Source organism: Spirosoma panaciterrae DSM 21099, from assembly GCF_000374025.1.
In the GTDB taxonomy this organism is placed as follows: Bacteria; Bacteroidota; Bacteroidia; order Cytophagales; family Spirosomataceae; genus Spirosoma; species Spirosoma panaciterrae.
Map to the genome: position 1 here is coordinate 260,865 of NZ_KB893184.1, position 19,107 is coordinate 279,971.

The window sequence follows — 19,107 nt, forward strand, 5'->3', positions numbered from 1 at the left end:
ACCGGAAAGCGGCTTCTTCATTGTCTAAGTTTATTGCGTCCGTTACGACTGCTTGGTGAACTCGCCCGTAGCGCGTAATTCCACTTCTTCACTTACAGGCATAGCACCCGCTCCGCCTACGCCAAAATCGGTACGCTTTATTTGTCCGGTCATTTTGAAGCCTACTTTTTCGGGGCCTGGTTTTCCATCACGACCGGGCATTTGTTTGGGACCTACCATCGTAGCATCGAGGGTAACGGGCTTGGTAACCCCATGCATGGTCAGGTCGCCACTGACTTTGTACTTATTGTCGGCTACTTTCTTAAATGATGTGCTCTTGAACGACATGGTTGGGAATTTAGCCGCATCGAACCATCGGTCGCCTTTCAGGTCGCCGTCGCGCCGTTCGTTGCCTGTGTCGATGCTGTTAATATCGGTCGAGAATTCGAAAACGGCATCCGAAAGGTCGGGCTTAGCGGCTGTAATTTTAGCGTCGAACGTTTTGAAATAGCCATCTACTTCCGATAGCATCAGGTGGGTAACGGTAAAGCCAACTTTAGCATGTGCTTTGTCCAGCGCCCAGGTTTGCGCGTAGGTAGTTGAGAAAGCAAACAGGGCAGCGGCTGTCAGTACTAAAGATTTTAGTTGTTTTTTCATTGATTGTAAAACTAGATTTAAGGTGAACAGGAACTACAAGTTAAAGCAAAACAGGTATTGACTTAATTGACCATACGGCTCTACCAGGGCAAAGGTTGCTTGTATAAAACCTTATAATAATCGGTAATCTACAGAATCTGATTCTAATTTACCCACAGTATAAGTAGATTTAACAGGTAATTTACCGAGGACGCCCTCCACCTGACTGACCACCAGCGGGTGCTGCCTGCTGGGGCTGACCACCGCCTTCGTTGCCGCCTTCTCCACCTTTCACGTCATCGTTGTTGACCGAGCGAGCTTTCCGACGGGGTTGCTCGAAGGTCATTTTACCAATTCGATACGTAAACGTCACTTTCAGGTTAGAATTGTATAAGTGTGTAACATTCTCCTGCGAAAGCAAGGGGGAGTTCAGGGTAGTGCGCATGGTTACGCCCCCGCTCACGAAATTCTCAGCCGCCAGGCCAATGCTCCCCCGCTTATTGGCCAGGTCTTTCCGAACCCCCAGCGAGTACATGTAGAAACTACCCATTGTTCCCTGCAACTGCGGACTAGGGCCCCGGAAGAAACTGAACACCTGCGCGCTCCAGCCTTTGTCGAGTTGTAGCTGGCTCATCAGCCGACCACCGATACTTACGCCCGAATTGTTGATGGTGATCGACTTGCCATCGGCTCCGGGGGTTAGGCCCTGCATGTACATATAATAACCGTCCAGGCCACCGTTGACGTTCCATTTTGGTGTCAGGTTAGCGTTGAAGAACACATTGGCGCCAACCGTGCGCTGAACCCCGATATTCTGGAATGTGGTAATGATACCGCCCGCCAGCGAATCGGATGGAATGCGGATCTGCGTGATGGCATTATTCGTTAACCGACCAAAAACAGCCGCGTTCAGATAAACTTTTTTGATGGTTGAACTGAGGCTTAGTTCGACATTATCGGTTAGCTCAGGGCTCAGGGTCGGGTTACCGACCTGAATCATCTGCGGGTTAGCCGCGTTCGGGTTGGGGTTCAACTGTTGCAGACCGGGCCGTTGAATCCGGCGGTTGTAAGCGGCCTTTACGGTAGTGCCCCCTTTCAGGCTTTTCGATACGTTGATGCTGGGAACCAGATTACTATAGTTGGGAATGGCCAGTGGCGTATTTTCATTGGCTTTGGCCGAAATACCCGTGTATTCGTACCGCGTACCGATCTTGAAGGTATACTTGCTGGGGGTTACGTACGTATACGAGATATAGCCTGCTCCGATGTTCTGATTATAAGCCAGTGAACCCGATTGATTGGAAGGATCAATCGCCAGTTCGCCGGTACTACCGCCAATCAGGTATTTGAAGCGACTATCGACCGTACGCATGATGGCTTTAGCCCCAAATTCAAGCAACTGGTTCTTTTTTACGGGTGTCTGGTAGTCGGTCTGAAAGGTTAATTCCTGATTGGTGTTGTTGTTGATATTCTGCTGCCGACGGGTCAGAACGTTGGCATCGTTCATAATGTCGGCGAAGAAATTATTGGTCAGGCCCGTGCGGCTGTACTGGGTCGAAATGCTCCATTCCTGCTGGGGTTTGAAGGTGCGGATATAGTCGAGGTTCATATCGACTGAATTCGACAGGTCTTTCCGGTTGACATCCCGATTGGTTAAGCTCAATAGCGAATCGCCAATGGATGAATTGGTCAACTGGGTTTGTTGCTGAATAAAGTTGCGGGTGCCAAACCGGACGTTGGCCGAGAGGGACTGATTCTTAGCCAGGTCGTAGTCGAAGCCGAGGTTATACTGGCCGAAAAGTGGTTTATCGAAAGCAGTACCCTCCTGGTGGGTTTTCTGGTATTGGGTACCTACCAACGTTGTCTGATCGAGGGTCGAAGAAGCTCGGTTGTACATGGCTCGCCCAAATCCCCCCAGCGTAATGCCTAACTTGCCCTGCCGATACGATCCGTTCAGCCCCAGGTTCGACGCCCGCAAACCGGCTCCGGCATCCACGTTCAGTGTCAGGCCGTGCAAGGTGTTCTTTTTGGTCACGATGTTGATAATCCCGGCGGCTCCTTCGGCATCATATTTAGCCGATGGGCTGGTGATGACTTCCACCGACTTAATCATGTCGGCGGGTAATTGCTTCAATGCATCGGCAACACTGGCCGCGACAATCGTAGAGGGTTTGTTGTTGATCAGCACCCGGATGTTCTGACTACCCCGCAGGCTCACATTCCCGTCCAGATCGACCGAAAGCATGGGTACACGTTTTAGAACGTCCGACGCATCACCGCCTTTCGTGGCAATGTCTTTATCGGCGTTGAATACCAGTCGGTCTACTTTTTCTTCAATTAAGGCGGCCTGACCCGTTACCACCACTTCGCTCAGTGTACGAATGTCGGCCGAGAGCCGCACCGAACCCATGTTGATCTCGGTGCCTTTGGCAATCGTGAAGGGTTTTGAATCCAGGTTTTTATAGCCGATAAAGGAGTATTGGAGTCGATAATCGCCAGGAGCCAGTTTGGTCATGGAAAAGACCCCTTTGGCATCCGATGTAGTGCCATCGACAGGCTTGTTGGTTTTTACGCTAATGAGGGCGATGGTCGCAAATTCTACAGGTTTGCCAGAGGTAGAGTCGATCAGCAGACCGTTGATTTTTCCGTTTCCTTTAGGTGTTTCTTCAGTTACGCCCGTAAACTCGGCTTTCTGACGGCGGTTGTCCTGGTTAAATCCGCCAGGGCCACCGGGGCCGCCACTCGGAGGGCCAAACTGGGCATAGGTTGTTTGGAGCAGACCCATCCAAACCCCAAGCATTATTAATAAGCGTACGGATTGCTTTTTCATGGTTGTATACGTCATTATTGACGAAGCAAAGCAATAGCGACGGTTTTAATTCAAAAAATGCAATAGACCGAGGCAATGAGAACGTCGGCAGAAAGGTCATTTTAGCCGATGAATGACGGTCGATCTGGCTGGAGCCCGAAAGCAGGCCATTCATCGGTTAAAATGACCAAACTATCGGGGAAGTCTGTAAATGTGACGATTAGCGGGCTGGATATTCTGTTTTTCTTCTCAACTTGTACCCGTCTTTGAGCGGATCGACTTGGTCGTTTTGGCTGCTGGTCAGGCTGATAAACAGGAATATATAAATCGGGGAATCTACAGAAACTACAAATTATGGGAGCAGTGCTGTTTTCTCGTCGATACGTTCCTTTGCTGAGTCATGTGCTAGGCTGGGGGCTAATGGGCTATCTGTTATTCTTTCAGTCGTTCATATCGGAGATTCATTTTCCTACTGTATTCTGGATTCGGCAGAGCATTTTCCTGGTGCTGATGGTTGGCGTATTTTATCTGAACGCCAACGTGTTTGTGCCCCGATACCTGCTGCCCGGCCAAACGAGCCGTTATCTGTTTTCACTGTTTGGGGTTATCGTGGTGGTGATGCTGATCCTGGCTTTTATTGAGTGGAGTTTTAATTTGCCCATCTTAGTTCATCGCGCTTTTCATCCCGACGGTAGTGGCAAGATCAAGTACTACGGCTGGATTCAGCCCAATCTGTTTACCATCCTGCTGATATTGGGCATCAGTACCAGTATGGCTCTATTGCAGAAGTGGCAGATGGATGCCAATCTTCGGCTGGCGCTCGAACAGGCCAAAACCACTTCGGAGCTTTCATTCTTAAAAGCACAAATTAATCCGCACTTCTTTTTCAATACGCTCAACAACATTTATGCCCTGACACTGATCGATGTTGAAACGGCCCGCGAAGCACTGCATCGACTCTCGCGCATGATGCGTTACGTACTCTACGAAACGCAGTCAGGAACAACCCTGCTTAGTAAGGAGCTTAATTTTTTGAGCGACTATATTCAGTTGATGGAACTTCGGCTGACGGATAAGGTGACCGTTACGCTCGATACCCCTTCGCCCCTGCGCGATCTGTCAATTGCCCCGATGCTGTTTCTGCCATTTGTAGAAAATGCATTTAAACATGGGGTAAGCACCCTGGAGCCAAGCTGGATTCGGATCAGTGTCCAGCAGCAGGATCATCAGTTGCAGATGGATGTGCGAAATACGTTATTTACTCAGAAATCGCCCTCGCTCGAAACGGACAACGGAATTGGTCTGGTCAATACTCGTCGTCGGCTCGATCTGCTTTACCCGGGTCAGTATACGCTCTATATCAATGAGCATACCATGGCTGGCGAATACCACGTACAACTAACGCTGAATCTGGCATGACGCTTTCCTGCATAGCTGTCGATGATGAACCGCTGGCACTGGGATTAGTATGTGCCTTTATTGAGAAAACGCCCTTTCTGGCGTTGTCAGGGCGTTTTAGTAGCGCTGTTCAGGCGCTGCAATACATCCTCCAGAACCCGGTCGATGTTATTTTTCTGGATATTCAGATGCCCGATCTGACGGGACTCGAACTGGCGCGGGTGCTGGAGCGCAGCAATCGGGGAGCGCAAACGACCCGAATCATTTTTACTACGGCTTTCGACCAATTTGCTCTCGATGGATTCCGGGTCGATGCGCTGGATTATCTGCTGAAGCCGTTTAACTACGAGGAGTTTCTGCGAGCGGCAAGTAAGGCACGCAACTATTTTGAACTCGTACAACGACCCGAAAACAGGCCGATTCTTGTATCGCCCAGCGTTCCTGCCGTTGCCGAATCGAGTGAGGACTATTTGTTTTTGAAGGTTGAATATCAATTAGTACGGGTTTCGTACAGCGATATTCTGTACATAGAAGGGCTGAAGGATTATGTGAAGGTTTATCGGCAGAGTGAGCCTGATAAGCCCCTGCTCTCGTTGACCAGCCTGAAGGCACTGGAAGAGAAACTGCCCGCCCGACAGTTTATGCGGATTCATCGTTCGTTTATTGTCGCACTTGATCGAGTCAACGCCGTTACCCGAAATTCGGTGCAGATTGGCCCTACCACCATTCCGGTGAGTGATCAATACAAAGATGCTTTTGGCGAGTTTATCAGCCGCTGGTTATAAATTCCGAACGTTATAGGGTTAGGTCTACCGATTAATTGGCAAGATGTTACCTGTCGATGGGGTTTTCGTCTCAACGATTAATTCTCCAGGCTAACCCATAAATGGTTTAGGCAAAGCCCAGTGTACCAATGGTATGCCGGGCTTTTTGTTGGTATTCCATGAACAGGCCGTTCTAATAAGTTGCTTTAGAGTGGCTTAGGCCGAGGGGGCTAAAACCTTATTCCGGCTATGGAGGTTAACTCAGACGAGATCTTTCCCTGTCTGTCGCTTGAAAAAAGTCATTCCGATTTTTCAACTTCTGAAAAGTGCGCTTACGCACCTACAGGCCAACGATCCAATCCGAATGGCCGGAGCCACAGCGTTCTTCGCTTTTTTTGCGCTTCCTCCCATCGTTATCATACTGAGTACCCTACTGAGTCCGATATTGGGTGAGCAGTCGCAGGGGGTTAGTGGGCAGCTATTTGACGAGCTGGCCGACTTATTTGGACCCAAAGGGGCTCGTCAGCTAGAGGTGATTTCGCATCGTTTGCAGCAGCCTAAACCGAGTCATTCACTGACCGTGCTCAGTATTTTTCTGGTGTTGCTGGCATCGACTACCTTGTTTGCGATTGTGAAAAACTCGCTGGATCAGCTTTGGCATGTGAAAAGCCGATCGAAGCATCCATTCGTCTACTTTTTACGAAACAAACTGGTTGCGCTGACCATTATTATCGGTTCTGGAATTCTCTTTACCCTATCGGTTGCGCTGGAGCAGTTTTTAAGCCGAATCACTACCGACTGGATGCTTTCGACCCTAAGTTATTACCAGATCATGGCCGATTCAGGTCATGTAATTGCTTCAGTTCTGATTCGTATGGTCTGGTTCGCTATTCTGTTCAAATTTCTGCCTGATGTACGCCTGACCTGGCAGGCAGTTTGGCTAGGAGCGGCTTTTACCAGTGTCCTGTTCAAAATCGGAGAGAGCATCCTAAGCCGACTGTTGATCCATAGTCAGCTTGGTTCACTATATGGGCATTCAGGAGCTATTATACTGGTACTCCTGTTTGTTTTTTATGCATCGCTGATCTTCTATTATGGGGCTTCGTTTACCCGTCAATACAGCGATTGGATGCACTTGATTACGGAGCCGAGTTCGCAGGCGGTAGCTTATACGTTGAAGGAGGTCGAGCCTGCTAAAATGAAGCGAAAATGAGTAGTAGCTGGTTGATAATGACTACAGTAGAAGGACATATATAGTGGATTCGTACTATCAGAAAGGGCTAATTTATTTACAAATAGATTCCAACGCAGTAAGGTAATGAATCTCTTACGCAACTGGGCTAATCGTACGTTTGTCAGGATTAGCCTATAGTATTTTGTTACTAATCGACCTTAGTAGGTCAGCTCTAGCATATCGTCTTCAACGGGTGCTTCCCGCTCTTCCAGACGGTCTAAAACGAGTTTAGCGAAAGCTACTTTATCTGATTTGCGATACTGGCCTGGCAACTGCCGTCCCGAAGGGGCAACAAAATCAGTACTGACTTGCTGGCACATTTCCCACAATCTCGGATTCATGCGGGCTCTGTACTGACGGATTGGTGTATCTTCTGCAAACCAAAGGTCAATTACATTCTTTATGGATAGTTTTACTACGGCACCCATAGCTTATTTTATTGGTGATTTTCGTAAAAAGAACAAATATTTAACTATTTAATGATAAAATTGTCTAATTAATGAAAATATAATCTATAATTATGCCAAATTGTACTTGTATAGCTCATATGAAGGGTTTTTACACGAAAAAAAAGCGTACGTCCACTAGAATAAACGTAAACATCCATACAAAATTTTCTTCTGTTCATTTCCGGTGAGGATTTCATAACCAGCCGTTCGTTCTAGTTAAAGACGGTAAAAGCCTGTAAAAGTTTCATAAATTTATTATATGACTACAGGAGCTAGAGGTTGCTCTTTATCCCGTTTCATAAAGAACTTGAGGTATCTAATAAGCGATTGATCGAGCCAGAAAAGGAGTGCCAGATAAAGCCGAAAAGGCTTCCTGCTATTGACGATTGCCAGCCGCAGGAAGCCTCAAAATGTTAGCTTTCCGAAAAGTGAGCTATTGTACTGGCTGGCCGTTTCGGAAAGTGCCTGTAATCTGATCCCCATCCGCAAAGCGGTAGGTCCCTTTTCCATTGGGCATATTCTTCTGAAACCAGCCTGCGTATTTATCGCCGTTTCGGTAGAAGTACACGCCGTAATCGCAGCGCAGATTATCGCGAAAACCACCTTTATACTTAACCTTCCCATCGGCGTAGTATTCCGTACCTTCGCCATGTTTGTCACCATCTTCAAATTCACCCGCATAGCGTTCGCCCGTAGGGTAGACGAAAACCCCTGTTCCATCTTCACAGTCGCCCGAAACACAGCCAACGGTTGTTCTGGACGGTGATTTTGGGGCTACCACCGGGCGGGAAGCAGGGGCAGACGTATTGGTGGCAATCGGTTTAGGGGCCATGGCTGCCGGGGTTTTCACCACAACCCGGCTTTTGGGATACATGGCCTCGGCTTCCAGCCAACCTTTTCGAATGGCGTCAATCCGTTCGGGTTTGGCCGGATGGGTCGATGTAGCCCGCTCGTTACCCAGTTTTCGTACCGCCACCAGCGATTCGTCCAGCGATGCCCCGAGTTGGTGAAGTACAAAGCCTGAAAATTTATCGGCCTCGATTTCTTTCTGAGGTTGCCCACCCCGACCATCGATGGTATGTCCCTGTAAGTGATGCCCAATCTCATGAGCCATAATGCTGATGGCCGACCAGTCGGTTTCGGTTTCATCCTCAATCTCCTGCATGAATGCGCCATCGTACACAATAAATCGCTGACCTTTCAAAACGGTTGCAAAACAGTTGGACGTATTGGAGCATTCGATAACTTTGAAATTTCGCATCAGACCAATCGGTTTCAGAATCCGGTCGACCACCCGCTCAGCGTGTACATTCGAATTAGTGGTTGGCGAACAAACGACTTCGGTATTGACGTGGCTACCTGTGTAACTACAAATAAATGAACCCGAGGAAGGGATTTGGGCTAGTAATGATCCTGACAGGACCGAACTTAAAACGAATATGGGTAGGGAAAAAACCACTCTCACAAGCATAACCGGATTGGGTTAATCGTTCAACACGGCAGAATAACGAAGAAACGGTTCGCTGTAGTTTATGGCTGTTTCAAGTTTCCAGATCAGGCAGGATATCGGCCGATCATTAGCGCATCGATAAGTCGTAACAGGTGACATTTAGGCTATAAGTCAATTCTTTTTAACTTGCGGTTTCAAAATGTAGTTTGTTCTTCATGCAACCCCTCATTGATATTGCGAATCAGGTACATGCGCTCGAAAAAAAGGCTCAAAAAGAGGGCCATTCGGGCAGTGGGTACTTGCGGCCCATACAGCGTATACGGCAGGCGCTGGCCGAACTGGGTATTACCTTTCACAACCCCGAAGGCGAACGCTATACCGAAACCCGGACCGACGTTGAAGCCAGTGTAGCGGGGGAATCGATGGATAATTTAACCATTACGCAGGTAATCAAGCCCATTGTCAGCCAGAATGGCCAGATTGTCCAGGCTGGTATTGTTATTGTCGAGAGCGTATAAATACATTATCCATGCAAACCATCAATTTTGGTATCGATCTGGGTACAACCAACTCCCTGATTGCCCGGTTTACGGGAGTACAGGCGGAGGTTTTCAAAAATCCGGTTGGGCTCAAAGAAACGCTACCCAGTTGCGTCGCTTTCCGTAAAGAGCGTATATGGGTAGGCGACAAAGCACGGGAATGGCTTCAGAAAGATCCACTCAATGTGTTTTCGAGCTTCAAACGGAAAATGGGTACCAGCGAGACCTATTCTGTACCCTCGCGCCAGGAAACGATCTCGCCCATCAACCTGTCGGCTCTGGTGCTGAAAGAACTCAAAAATTTTGTTCATACGGGTGATATTCCCGAACAGGTTGTCATTACAATCCCGGCTAGTTTCGATACTGTTCAGAGCAATGCAACCAAGCAGGCGGGTTTAGATGCGGGTTTCCGGGAAGTGGTTTTGTTGCAGGAACCGATTGCGGCCTCGCTGGCTTACTTTAATAAATACACCACCGAGAAGGAGTCCGGAAAATGGCTGGTATATGATCTGGGTGGCGGCACGTTTGATGTAGCCCTGATTGGTATCGAAAATAATGAAATGCGGGTGCTGGACCACCAGGGAAATAACTATCTGGGTGGGGTCGATTTCGATCATTCACTGGTTATGGAGGTACTCGTTCCTGAAATTATTCGGCAAACGGGCTTCATGGATCTGGCTAATCAGTTGCTCACGCACAAGGCTCGCTACGAGAAATTGTACTATGTACTTTTGCTGAAAGCTGAAGAAGCCAAAAAAGAACTGACCACCCGATTGTCGACGGAAATTGAGGTGACCTTTGAAACCGATGAGGGTGATGAGCTTGATTTGCTGATAACCGTTGAACGTGAGCAGTTTAATGCAGTTATCCGTGGCCGGATCGACGATACAATCGACATGCTGGAAACGATTATGTCGCGGAATAATCTGAGTACCGACGCTATTTCTGAAATTGTACTGATCGGAGGGAGTACCTACATTCCCTATGTTCGGGCTACCCTGGCAGAACGTACCGGCTTACCCGTCAATACCGATGCTGACCCAACAACAGCCGTGGCCATTGGAGCGGCTTATTTTGCAGGGAATACCCCGGCCCGGCAGGCGGCCCGATCAGAGAGTGGGCCAACCGATTCCGTGTCGGCCATTCAGATACAAACAGGGTATAACAAAACTACCAAAGACCTCGAAGAATACATTTCGGCCAGTGCGAGTGGTATGGACGAAGGGCTGTTTTATCGGATCACCCGTACGGATGGTGGTTTTGATACTACGCTACGCCCACTTACATCCCGCTTTGGCGAGTTTGTCGGGCTATTGCCGAATCGCGTTAATACGTTCACGATCAGCGTATATGATGGGTATAATAATCCCGTTCCTGTTCGGGTAGAACCCATCACGATTACCCATGGGTTGTTCAGCCTGTATGGCCAGCCGCTACCCGAAGACATCTGCATTGAGGTTGATGATCTGATGAACAATGCCACCCGTTGTGAACTGATTTTTAGTCGAAACAGTGTGCTGCCGCTTACCAAAACGATTTATCGGGAAATAAGCCGGACTATTCGGAAAAACTCGGACGAAAGTCTGATTATCAATCTGCTCGAAGGTGATGCCACCCAGCATCCTAGCACCAATAAGAACATCGGCGTCATTGAAGTACGGGCTACCGATTTGCCCGCCGATCTGATAAAAGGCTCGGATGTAGAACTTAAAATCGACATGAGCGAGTCGCGGGATGTGTCGGTAAGCCTGCATTTGAGCATGACCGATCAGCAGATTGATGAAGTGTTCAGCCCGACTCAGCGGTATGTGAGCCTAAGTAAGCTGCGCGACGAAATACAGGAATTACGCGGTCAACTGGATTCCGACTTGCAGAAAGCCCTGCAAAATGAAGAATACGAAACAGCCGCCCAACTTCAGGAATTGACCGACCGTGCCCGCATCCTGTATGAACAGGCCAGACAGATACAACCCGACACACTGACCGACGAGAAATATCAGCTCGACGAGGCCAAGCGCAAACTGGCCCGGCAGCTCTATACGACGGGTCCGGTGAGCAACCGGGTTATCCGAACCAAGGAGCGGTATTACGATCTTATGGAGTCGCTGCAAAACTGGGCCGAGACCTTGCAGGAACTACCACCGAAACAGCGTGAAGAAATTCGGCAGTTGAAAGCCAATGAACCAGAGGCCATGCGTGGTAACAATTACTTTCGGGTCGAAGGGCAGTATGCTCAGTGCCGTCGGATCTATCATAATACCGTCCTGTATACACCGACTTTACTGGCTTATTTCTTTCATATCTATGCTGGCTTACTCCCGCATGAATTTACGGATTACCAGCGGGCACAGGCCGAGATCAAACGGGGCGAAAAAGCACTGGATCGGCAGAACTACGATGAGCTTAGAGGGGTTTTTCTGAATTTGCTGGGGTTGGCGAGAAATACGGAAGTGATCGAAACCAAAATTAAAGGCACCGGACTAAGCTGATCTGTATAACTATGGCTTACCAATCGCCTTTACACCTCCTGGATGGCTTGAACTTGTTGCCCAGCGAACTAACCCCGGCATCGTTAGGACAGTTGCGGAAAAAGCTGCTGGCCGAGTTCAATCTGACGCCCAGCTATACCATTGCCGTAGGCGACAGGCAGTATACGAAAGATGAAGCCCTGAAAGCAATCGATCGGTTGAAAGATGTTTCGGACCTGAGCGAACATGTCCTGATTTTCCAGGATAAGCCCTTACTCGACTGGCTCGAAAAGCCAACAGAGGCCGCTTTTCCGGCTAAGTCCATCAGCGAGAAACGATGGGGGGGCGGGCCAACCGATTTCTGGAACCAGACCCTGGCCAGTGCCTTGCAGACGCATTGTGCCTGGCTGCTGAAAAACCATCTGTTCAGTCAGGCAAAAGAGCCCTTGGCCGTTGCCTTTGCGTTGCCGAGCCCGTATCAGAATGATATTCTGGGCATACTTTACGAGCAGATACACGAGGTTGTAATGGCTCTTGAAGTTGCCATTGAACGACCAAATTCAGCGCGGGATTCGGCTGCGTTCGGGTTTATCGTTTACGATGACTGGGCCGATTTTCTGAACAGTTTACCGGAATATACCTTTTGGGGAATCGTCAATAGTTTCTGCGTGAACGCGGTCAATTATACGGTTACGGTTCAGCACACTCAGCGGCATTTCGTGTACGAAATCACCCATCAGCTTGTGCGGATCAAGTGCGACGAAGACCTCAAAAAGACCATTAAAAACAATTATGCCATCTACCGGGAAAATTATCACCTTAGCCCCGGGGCTCCTCAGGCGAGTAGTGACTCTCAAAAGAACACAAGAAATTACTGGCTGATTTTTTGGGTATTATTCATGCTGGCTAAAGCCGCACTTTACTGTCATCGTTAACAAAGTCTGGGTGAATCTGAAAAACGGACGGCGAGGGCATCCATCCCTTGAACTTAGGTTGCCAATTGTGCAGTATGGGTTGAATGAGATGTATTGCCACTAAAAAGAAAGCCAGACGACGGAAAGTCACCTGGCTTTTGGTTCGCTTACTTGAGCAGTTATGATCTAAAATCAGATGCCTTTCACAGCATCCCCGTCGAGCAGCGAATACAGACATAAAACGATAGCCAGCCGAAATTGTTTTCGTCAACCAAAAATTGACGCATAATTTTTCAGAAAAATTTACTGTTTTCCCTGTTCCGGCAGTTTGATATCAAGTAGTGCTGTCGGATGAGCTATATAAGGCCCTGCTGGTTGGTCTGAGGTCTTTTATACCTTGGCTGACAAATGGGTGTCGTACTTATTGGGATAGAAATAGCTTTCATATAAAACCCGGTCAATAGCAATACTGGCCGGGTTCTGCATTATATAAACAACCTGAGATCGGTCTACACACGTTCAGCCATTGCGTAGCGATACCGACCGATAAGCAGGCGAATAAAACCAAACTGGAAGAAGAATAGCAGGAGGTTAATGACCTGGTCGATACCCGTATTTTTTAGCCTTGTTCGTTCAACATAACCTGACGCGAAAAGAATCCGGCTTTAAGGGCCGTTTTGAACTGGGTAAAATCCAGAAAAACCTGTTGGGCGTACGTTTCAGACCATCTTACCAGCTCAGAAACCCAGGTTGCCTTATCGGCAAAGGCAATTAATTCATCCGTGATCGCGGACCCTTGTTGGCCCCCACTTCGCAGATGAGCCGAAGCCGTTAGCTGAGCCATCGTGTCTATTAACATGCCCAACCGATCCCTGCCCCAGATTCGCTTGCTGGTCAGATCGAGCCGGTCAGCCTGGGGTTGTAAGGAGCGAACAACAAAAAAGTCGTTGTTGGGTCCGGCAAGCGGCCATAAATTAGCCGGTGGTACATCTTGAAGCCGATTCTGAAGCGCAACGATACGATTCGCCGGGTTGGGCCAATGGGGCTGACGTATGGCCAGGTACGGTTCGGCCACCGATGAGCGGGTCGCTTTTATGTCCAGCAAATGGAGTTTCCGGTTGGGGCTTTCGACCAGAGCTACGTAGCGATTCAAGGCGATACTGCTTGTGCCTGCCATTCGGAACTTTACATCTCGTAAGGTGTAGTTTGCCTCTTCCAGCAACGCGTTTTTCAGCCAATCCCAGACGGTATCCTGTTCATCGTTCGGTACGGGCAGGAACCTGTTTTTTATAAGACGAATATGCCGTTTTCGGCCGTGTCCGTGCGTCAGTCGAACAAGCAGATCTTTACGGGATCGACTGGCCACCTGTTTCAGGAATTCATTGAGTATGCCCCTGGCGGTCTGCCGCTCTATGGAACGCGGTTTACTCAGCAAAAGCATTTGTCGATAGGTAGCTATAAACCGATGAGCGAGCCGCCAGCTTGTTTCAGGTGAATGTCGCCACAACGGTGCTGCCACAAACAGGCTGGTTATGAGCCGACTTAGATCGACCGTAACGGGTGCCAACAACGCTTCATCAAAGTCGTTGATGTCGAAATAGACCAATTTATTACTCCCCCGGAAGGAGCCAAAATTTTCCAGATGCAAGTCCGCGCAACTCCAGCAAACCGGATACGTATCGGCCAGCAGTTCGGGGGGCATAGCCTGATAGAACAGCGAAGGGGTAGCTCTAAAAAATCGGAAGGCACTTTCCCGCATGGCTTCGTACTTCCGCATCAGCATATCGGGTCGTCGGTCCTGATTTGCCTGCAGAAGGTCGTCAAGTAGTTTTTCGTTGTAGGTCATAAGCGTAGGGGCCCAGACTTGGCTAGTAAAAGATAAGCCAGAAACCACTTAGGTTCCGGCAGCTCGTTGTGGCACTACCAACATACCTGTACTTAGATCATACATTACAGATGACTTACTCAGCATGTGAGCTGCGGCCAGAAACTCCTGTGGTGTATCAATTGGCAACCTGAAAGGCGTAGTATGCTTTGTGGTCGTGATGATAATACGCCAGGAATCTGGCCGATTAGGGTTAACGTCCCATTCCAATGAATAATCAACAACTTTTTCCATTCTTGTTCTATTTGAAAACGATTCAGCTAATAGGTTATAGTCTCTGAAAGATTGGGTTAATTCATTTCGGGGTTGGGCAGGTGCTGGCTGCTTAACTCGTTCGAATGGTATGGTTAATTGGTTCGTTCAGAACGGCTACGGGTTCCATAGGGTCAGGGGTGTGCTTGGGGAGCCATACCTGGCCCGTTCGTTTCAAAGCCCCCCAGGAGGCTACTTCGCCCCGAATGGCGTTGGCATAAGAACGAACCAGAACCCAAAACAACAGGTAACGCCAGGTGAGCCGTTGCGCCACAAGCCAAAGGAGCGGCCGCAGCGAACGACCTTCCAGGCGGTAAGCCAGAACGGCTACCAGCATATCTATAAGTAAGAAACCCGTAAAATAGGTCAGCACAAGGCTCCAACTGCCAGTCAATACCGATAGGACCAGTTGCAGTTCAGCTACCAGAGTTAATAACGGAAACCCAAATTGAAAAAGCACCAGACTTGGTAAGGCCAGCCAACTCACAGCTTTGCTGGCTTTGCTCGTTCGGTCGAATTGAAACAGCAAATCCCGGTGTTTCCAGACCACCTGCATTATGCCATAGCACCAGCGAACGCGCTGTTTCAACAGCATCGGAAGCGTGTCTGGCGCTTCGGTCACGGCAACCGCTTCGTTACAGGTTTTAATGGTGTAACCTGCCCGCAGCAGCCGTACCGTGAGGTCACAGTCTTCAGCGAGTGTGTCCGTCGTGAAGCCCCCCACGGCCAGCATACTGGTACGACGAAACGCGCCAAGGGCGCCGGGTACCACCGTGATGCAATTGAGGGACTCGTAAGCACGACGGTCGAAGTTTTGGCTCGTCGTGTACTCAATGGACTGAAAGCGGGTGAGCCAATTGTGGTCGTTGCCAACGCGTACATTACCAGCCACTGCGCCAATAGTTGTATCGGAAAAAGGGGCCACCAAACGACGAATAGCATCTGGTAACAACTGCGTATCCGCATCGATACAGACCACGACTTCCCCCTTTGCGTGAGCTAGCCCCAGATTGAGCGCCGACGCTTTTCCTCCATTAGGTTTGGTCAGGACCTGAACGCGTAGGTTGTTGGCAAAATACGCGCTAACCCGACTGTACGTCTGATCACGGGAGCCGTCGTCGACAAAAACAATGTCTAATGCTGGATACGTACTGGCCAGCAGGCTTTCGACCGTTCGGATGGCGTTCAGTTCTTCATTATACGCTGGTACGATCACACTAACCAGGCCCAGATACGGCGCAACCGGCGTAATAGGTTGCTTCGTTTGACGGATCGCCAGAAAAGCCAGAAACAAAACCCGCACTATGGCCAGTACGGTGCCGATCAGGAAAAGCCAGCTCAGGCTATGTTGACCATAATAAAGCAGCGCTACCAGGCTCCGGTCTGTCAGTAAAGCGGCCCGTTGAACGGGTGTTACAGGCATAAGTTCGCTGGCTGGACGGTTCAGGAGCTGGCCAATGGTGGCGAAACGATACCCATGTTGTTTATAATACTGAATGATGCCGGGCAGAGCTGCTACCGTAGCTGAGCGGTCGCCCCCTGCGTCGTGTAGCAAAATGATATTACCCAAATTTTGCTGCTGCCGAATTCGGTGTAAAATCTGCTGTGGAGTAACGCCCACCTGCCAGTCGAGTGGGTCAATGGATTCACCGATAGCGTAGTAATGTTGCTGTTCGGCCAGGGCAATAGGCCGTAGCTCTTCCGGTTTATTCGGCTCACTGTCGGCATTGTAAGGTGGTCTGAACAGAATCGTTGAACGACCCGTAATACTTTCAATCAATCGTCGGCAGGTATTCAGTTCAAAAAACAACCGACTCGCGCTCGCTTTGGTCAAATCAGGGTGAAAGGTGGTGTGGTTACCGATTTCATAACCTGCCTTTGCCATCCGCTGTAACAAAGGCAGGTTACGCTCCGCATTGATTCCCACCACAAAAAAAGAGGCTGGTACATGTTCGCGTTCCAGAATGGATAAAATCTGGGGCGTGCAGGTTTCATCGGGGCCGTCATCGAACGAGAGCACTAGCGTTTTGTCCGCTTTCCCTACTTTACTGATTACGTACGACGTGGGTAGGGTAAGGTACTGTTCTTCGCTGATAAGCTGATCGGCTGCATTGTACTCCAGGCGAAGTTGGCCCGGATGGGGTGTCGCTTTTACGTCCAGTATATCGCCTTCTCCCTGGTAGTCGACACTGGGTAAAGCCGGTACTGTTTGCAACTGTTGCCAGTTCAGGGGCGTACGCGCCAGGGCCGGACGCGATACATCCCGCCCAAAATAAGCCCAGGTTCGCACATCTTCCGAGCCAAGTCGCCAGATAGCCGCTCCTGCGGTTTCGTAATCTTCAGCGGCCCGCAGTACGTTATAGGCCGAGGCCGCATCATTGAACCAGACCGTATGCGGTTTGCCCTGATCGTCGGCGTAGCGAAACGATAAGCTATAGGTTTGATTGTCAAAGTGAATGGGTGTAGCCGATCGGCGGTTGGCGCGGGCCATGGCTTGCTGATACGTAACGTCTACGCCCTGGCCGCCTTTAGCCCAATCGTACCCGTATCCGGCTACACACAGCACAACCTGTTCTGAAGGAATTTGTCGGCAGGCCGCTTCCAGTACATACTCGATCCATGGATAGGGCGCAACCGGACCCGGTGCCGATGTGCTGAAATGGTTATCGTAGGCCATCAGCATAAAATAATCGACATACGGGCGTAAGGCAGGCAGATTATAATCTTCGTTCAGAGCTGCAATGTCGACCGTGACCAGGTAGCCTTTGGGGTGTAAAGCCTGGTACACTTCCCGAATAAAGGAAACCAGCGTTTCATCGGTGTTTTCCCGTAGCTCTTCAAAATCGATGTTGACGCCCTGATAATGGTGTTGATTGAGCAAGGTCAGCATCTGAGCAATGAATGTTTTCCGTAAGCTGGCACTAGTCAGCAGCCGATGTACATTCTGCCCCCGCCAGTTGCCCTGGTAAAAATTGGAGATCATCGGTACAATGGCCACGCCCGCATGCTGTTTCATAAGGGAATCAGCCGCGTGGTCGATGTCGGTGCTGAGTTCGGCTTTATTGCCCACAAAAAACCATTCAGGCATGACCATGTTCAGGTCAGAGACGTGCTCCCGTAGGGTTTGGTACGACTGAGCATCCCAATTGACGTAGAAACCTGCCCGCACCTGGGGGCGGCTGCTGTTCCTGATTGCTGGCGGTAAATGCCGATGAAATCCCGCTGGTACACCGCTGTTGCCCGGAGCCGCCGACTGCGAACTGTCAACGACTGATAGCTTTTGAAACGAACTCTCGTTATCCTGAAGGGTTGGCAGTTGCGGAAAAACACGTTCCGACAGCGTCCAGATGGCCACCACCAGTGAAGCTATTCCCAACAGAAGGCTCATGAGCAATGTGCTCCGAAATACCCGCCAGCGACGACGCGACGGTGTATAAAAAACGGGTTTTGGTTTAGTGTCCATTGGCGATAGGCAGGCTATAGGTGAGTGTTGCCACAGCGTAAAAGAATACGTTGGTTCGCTCGCCAGGTAGGGTGTTAAACGGCTTTACCAGTCGTGGGTCGACCAGGAGCGACCAACGGGGCTGTTGTAACGTAATGGGCAGATTGAGTTCGGCCGCTACGAATCCATACGGTTTACGAACGTCAGAGGCCGACGGTACCAGGCGGCCCCGTCGGTCGAGAGTGGTCTGATACAGACCATTGATGATATAGCTTTGATTGGCCAGCGTTGCTTTGACCAGCGGCTCCATAAAAAGCGACCACTTTGTGCCGTCAGTTAGGCCAACATATCGGCTAAGTTGTACATCGGTTTGCAAAAGCTGCTGGCTACCGACCATGTAATAATTGCCAATGGCCGGACTCCAATCCTGCCACTCACCCGATAGGTAGGCTTCAAAAAAATTGTTCAGTGGCTGGGTTTCGCCCACATCGGCACTCGGGAAAAGCCAGCGTTCGTAGCCCAGCGTATACATAAAGTGCTTGCCTAACTTGCCTTCTTTCTCAATGCCCAGGTCGATCTTGCCCAGCTCCGATGTCTGAAAATTATTCCATATATAGCCAACTGTGTACACGTGCCAGTTTGTAGTCGTTTGGTAGGTGATCTGCGGCATCATGCCCCACTGATGAACACCAAACGTACGGCCTCGGTAGCTAACCGGGTTCATATAACTGTAGCTAAACTGGATGGCTTTCATCGGATTTTCAGTCAATGTATCGGTCGTTGCTTTGTTGGCAATGGGTTGACCGACAGCGGAGTAGGTAAAAAATAGCAGCAGGCATACGTTGGATAGCGTGATGGCAATCGGGGATGTCATTCTGGTTCGGACGG

General features: G+C 49.6%; 14 protein-coding genes. 6 read left to right on the forward strand and 8 right to left on the reverse strand.

Annotation, left to right across the window (positions count from 1 at the left end):
* Nucleotides 1-42: 42 nt before the first annotated feature.
* Nucleotides 43-636, reverse strand: a complete 594-nt coding sequence (locus B153_RS0115260; protein WP_020597598.1) for a YceI family protein — start codon at nucleotides 634-636, stop codon at nucleotides 43-45.
* 181 nt (nucleotides 637-817) lie between these two features.
* Complete coding sequence (locus B153_RS0115265) at nucleotides 818-3,445, reverse strand: TonB-dependent receptor (RefSeq protein ID WP_026262185.1); 2,628 nt, start codon at nucleotides 3,443-3,445, stop codon at nucleotides 818-820.
* Nucleotides 3,446-3,778: 333 nt separating this feature from the next.
* Between B153_RS0115265 and B153_RS0115270 the strand changes: the two genes are divergently transcribed.
* From B153_RS0115270 to B153_RS0115280, 3 genes are all read left to right on the forward strand, one after another.
* A complete protein-coding gene (locus tag B153_RS0115270) occupies nucleotides 3,779-4,843 on the forward strand; it encodes a sensor histidine kinase (protein ID WP_020597600.1) in 1,065 nt (354 codons plus the stop codon).
* Nucleotides 4,840-5,607: a LytR/AlgR family response regulator transcription factor gene (locus B153_RS0115275; RefSeq protein WP_020597601.1), complete on the forward strand. Its 768-nt coding sequence runs from the start codon at nucleotides 4,840-4,842 to the stop codon at nucleotides 5,605-5,607. Before B153_RS0115270 ends, B153_RS0115275 begins: the two co-directional genes overlap by 4 nt.
* Nucleotides 5,608-5,875: 268 nt before the next feature.
* Complete coding sequence (locus B153_RS0115280) at nucleotides 5,876-6,799, forward strand: YihY/virulence factor BrkB family protein (protein ID WP_020597602.1); 924 nt, start codon at nucleotides 5,876-5,878, stop codon at nucleotides 6,797-6,799.
* Nucleotides 6,800-6,978: 179 nt separating this feature from the next.
* Here B153_RS0115280 and B153_RS0115285 read toward each other — a convergent pair whose 3' ends face one another.
* Nucleotides 6,979-7,248, reverse strand: coding sequence for a hypothetical protein (locus B153_RS0115285; RefSeq protein ID WP_020597603.1), 270 nt, complete (start codon nucleotides 7,246-7,248; stop codon nucleotides 6,979-6,981).
* A gap of 454 nt (nucleotides 7,249-7,702) precedes the next feature.
* Nucleotides 7,703-8,740, reverse strand: a complete 1,038-nt coding sequence (locus B153_RS0115290) for a M48 family metalloprotease (protein WP_026262186.1) — start codon at nucleotides 8,738-8,740, stop codon at nucleotides 7,703-7,705.
* A 194-nt stretch (nucleotides 8,741-8,934) separates the two neighbouring features.
* Here B153_RS0115290 and B153_RS0115295 point away from each other — a divergent pair, with 194 nt between their 5' ends.
* From B153_RS0115295 to B153_RS0115305, 3 genes are read left to right on the forward strand one after another with little or no spacing between them, the layout of a single operon-like run.
* The gene (locus tag B153_RS0115295) at nucleotides 8,935-9,237 is read left to right on the forward strand and encodes a hypothetical protein (protein ID WP_020597605.1); all 303 of its coding nucleotides are present in this window, start codon (nucleotides 8,935-8,937) and stop codon (nucleotides 9,235-9,237) included.
* Nucleotides 9,238-9,248: 11 nt separating this feature from the next.
* Nucleotides 9,249-11,747: an Hsp70 family protein gene (locus B153_RS0115300; RefSeq protein WP_020597606.1), complete on the forward strand. Its 2,499-nt coding sequence runs from the start codon at nucleotides 9,249-9,251 to the stop codon at nucleotides 11,745-11,747.
* Nucleotides 11,748-11,758: 11 nt separating this feature from the next.
* Entirely contained in the window at nucleotides 11,759-12,661 is a 903-nt protein-coding gene (locus tag B153_RS0115305; RefSeq protein WP_020597607.1) for a hypothetical protein, read from the forward strand.
* Nucleotides 12,662-13,259: 598 nt separating this feature from the next.
* On the opposite strand, the gene B153_RS35260 is transcribed toward B153_RS0115305, so the two are convergent.
* From B153_RS35260 to B153_RS0115330, 4 genes are all read right to left on the reverse strand, one after another.
* Nucleotides 13,260-14,486 (reverse strand): DUF2252 family protein, encoded by a 1,227-nt coding sequence (locus B153_RS35260; protein ID WP_020597608.1) that lies wholly within the window; start codon nucleotides 14,484-14,486, stop codon nucleotides 13,260-13,262.
* Nucleotides 14,487-14,534: 48 nt separating this feature from the next.
* On the reverse strand, nucleotides 14,535-14,759 hold the full coding sequence (locus B153_RS37675) for a hypothetical protein (protein ID WP_157634711.1): 225 nt from the start codon (nucleotides 14,757-14,759) through the stop codon (nucleotides 14,535-14,537).
* 91 nt (nucleotides 14,760-14,850) lie between these two features.
* Entirely contained in the window at nucleotides 14,851-18,240 is a 3,390-nt protein-coding gene (locus B153_RS35265) for a trifunctional glycoside hydrolase family 18/polysaccharide deacetylase/glycosyltransferase family 2 protein (RefSeq protein ID WP_020597609.1), read from the reverse strand.
* On the reverse strand, nucleotides 18,230-19,093 hold the full coding sequence (locus tag B153_RS0115330) for a hypothetical protein (protein WP_020597610.1): 864 nt from the start codon (nucleotides 19,091-19,093) through the stop codon (nucleotides 18,230-18,232). The genes B153_RS35265 and B153_RS0115330 overlap by 11 nt, the downstream gene beginning before the upstream one ends.
* Between the last annotated feature and the right edge of the window lie 14 nt (nucleotides 19,094-19,107).

Bases quoted from the DNA above. Each gene is read 5' to 3' on its own strand.
- B153_RS35260 (WP_020597608.1), bottom strand. From the start codon at position 14,486: ATGACCTACAACGAAAAACTACTTGACGACCTTCTGCAGGCAAATCAG.
- B153_RS0115275 (WP_020597601.1), top strand. From the start codon at position 4,840: ATGACGCTTTCCTGCATAGCTGTCGATGATGAACCGCTGGCACTGGGA.
- B153_RS0115330 (WP_020597610.1), bottom strand. From the start codon at position 19,093: ATGACATCCCCGATTGCCATCACGCTATCCAACGTATGCCTGCTGCTA.
- B153_RS0115300 (WP_020597606.1), top strand. From the start codon at position 9,249: ATGCAAACCATCAATTTTGGTATCGATCTGGGTACAACCAACTCCCTG.
- B153_RS0115285 (WP_020597603.1), bottom strand. From the start codon at position 7,248: ATGGGTGCCGTAGTAAAACTATCCATAAAGAATGTAATTGACCTTTGG.
- B153_RS0115265 (WP_026262185.1), bottom strand. From the start codon at position 3,445: ATGAAAAAGCAATCCGTACGCTTATTAATAATGCTTGGGGTTTGGATG.
- B153_RS0115260 (WP_020597598.1), bottom strand. From the start codon at position 636: ATGAAAAAACAACTAAAATCTTTAGTACTGACAGCCGCTGCCCTGTTT.
- B153_RS0115295 (WP_020597605.1), top strand. From the start codon at position 8,935: ATGCAACCCCTCATTGATATTGCGAATCAGGTACATGCGCTCGAAAAA.
- B153_RS0115290 (WP_026262186.1), bottom strand. From the start codon at position 8,740: ATGCTTGTGAGAGTGGTTTTTTCCCTACCCATATTCGTTTTAAGTTCG.
- B153_RS0115270 (WP_020597600.1), top strand. From the start codon at position 3,779: ATGGGAGCAGTGCTGTTTTCTCGTCGATACGTTCCTTTGCTGAGTCAT.
- B153_RS35265 (WP_020597609.1), bottom strand. From the start codon at position 18,240: ATGGACACTAAACCAAAACCCGTTTTTTATACACCGTCGCGTCGTCGC.
- B153_RS0115305 (WP_020597607.1), top strand. From the start codon at position 11,759: ATGGCTTACCAATCGCCTTTACACCTCCTGGATGGCTTGAACTTGTTG.
- B153_RS37675 (WP_157634711.1), bottom strand. From the start codon at position 14,759: ATGGAAAAAGTTGTTGATTATTCATTGGAATGGGACGTTAACCCTAAT.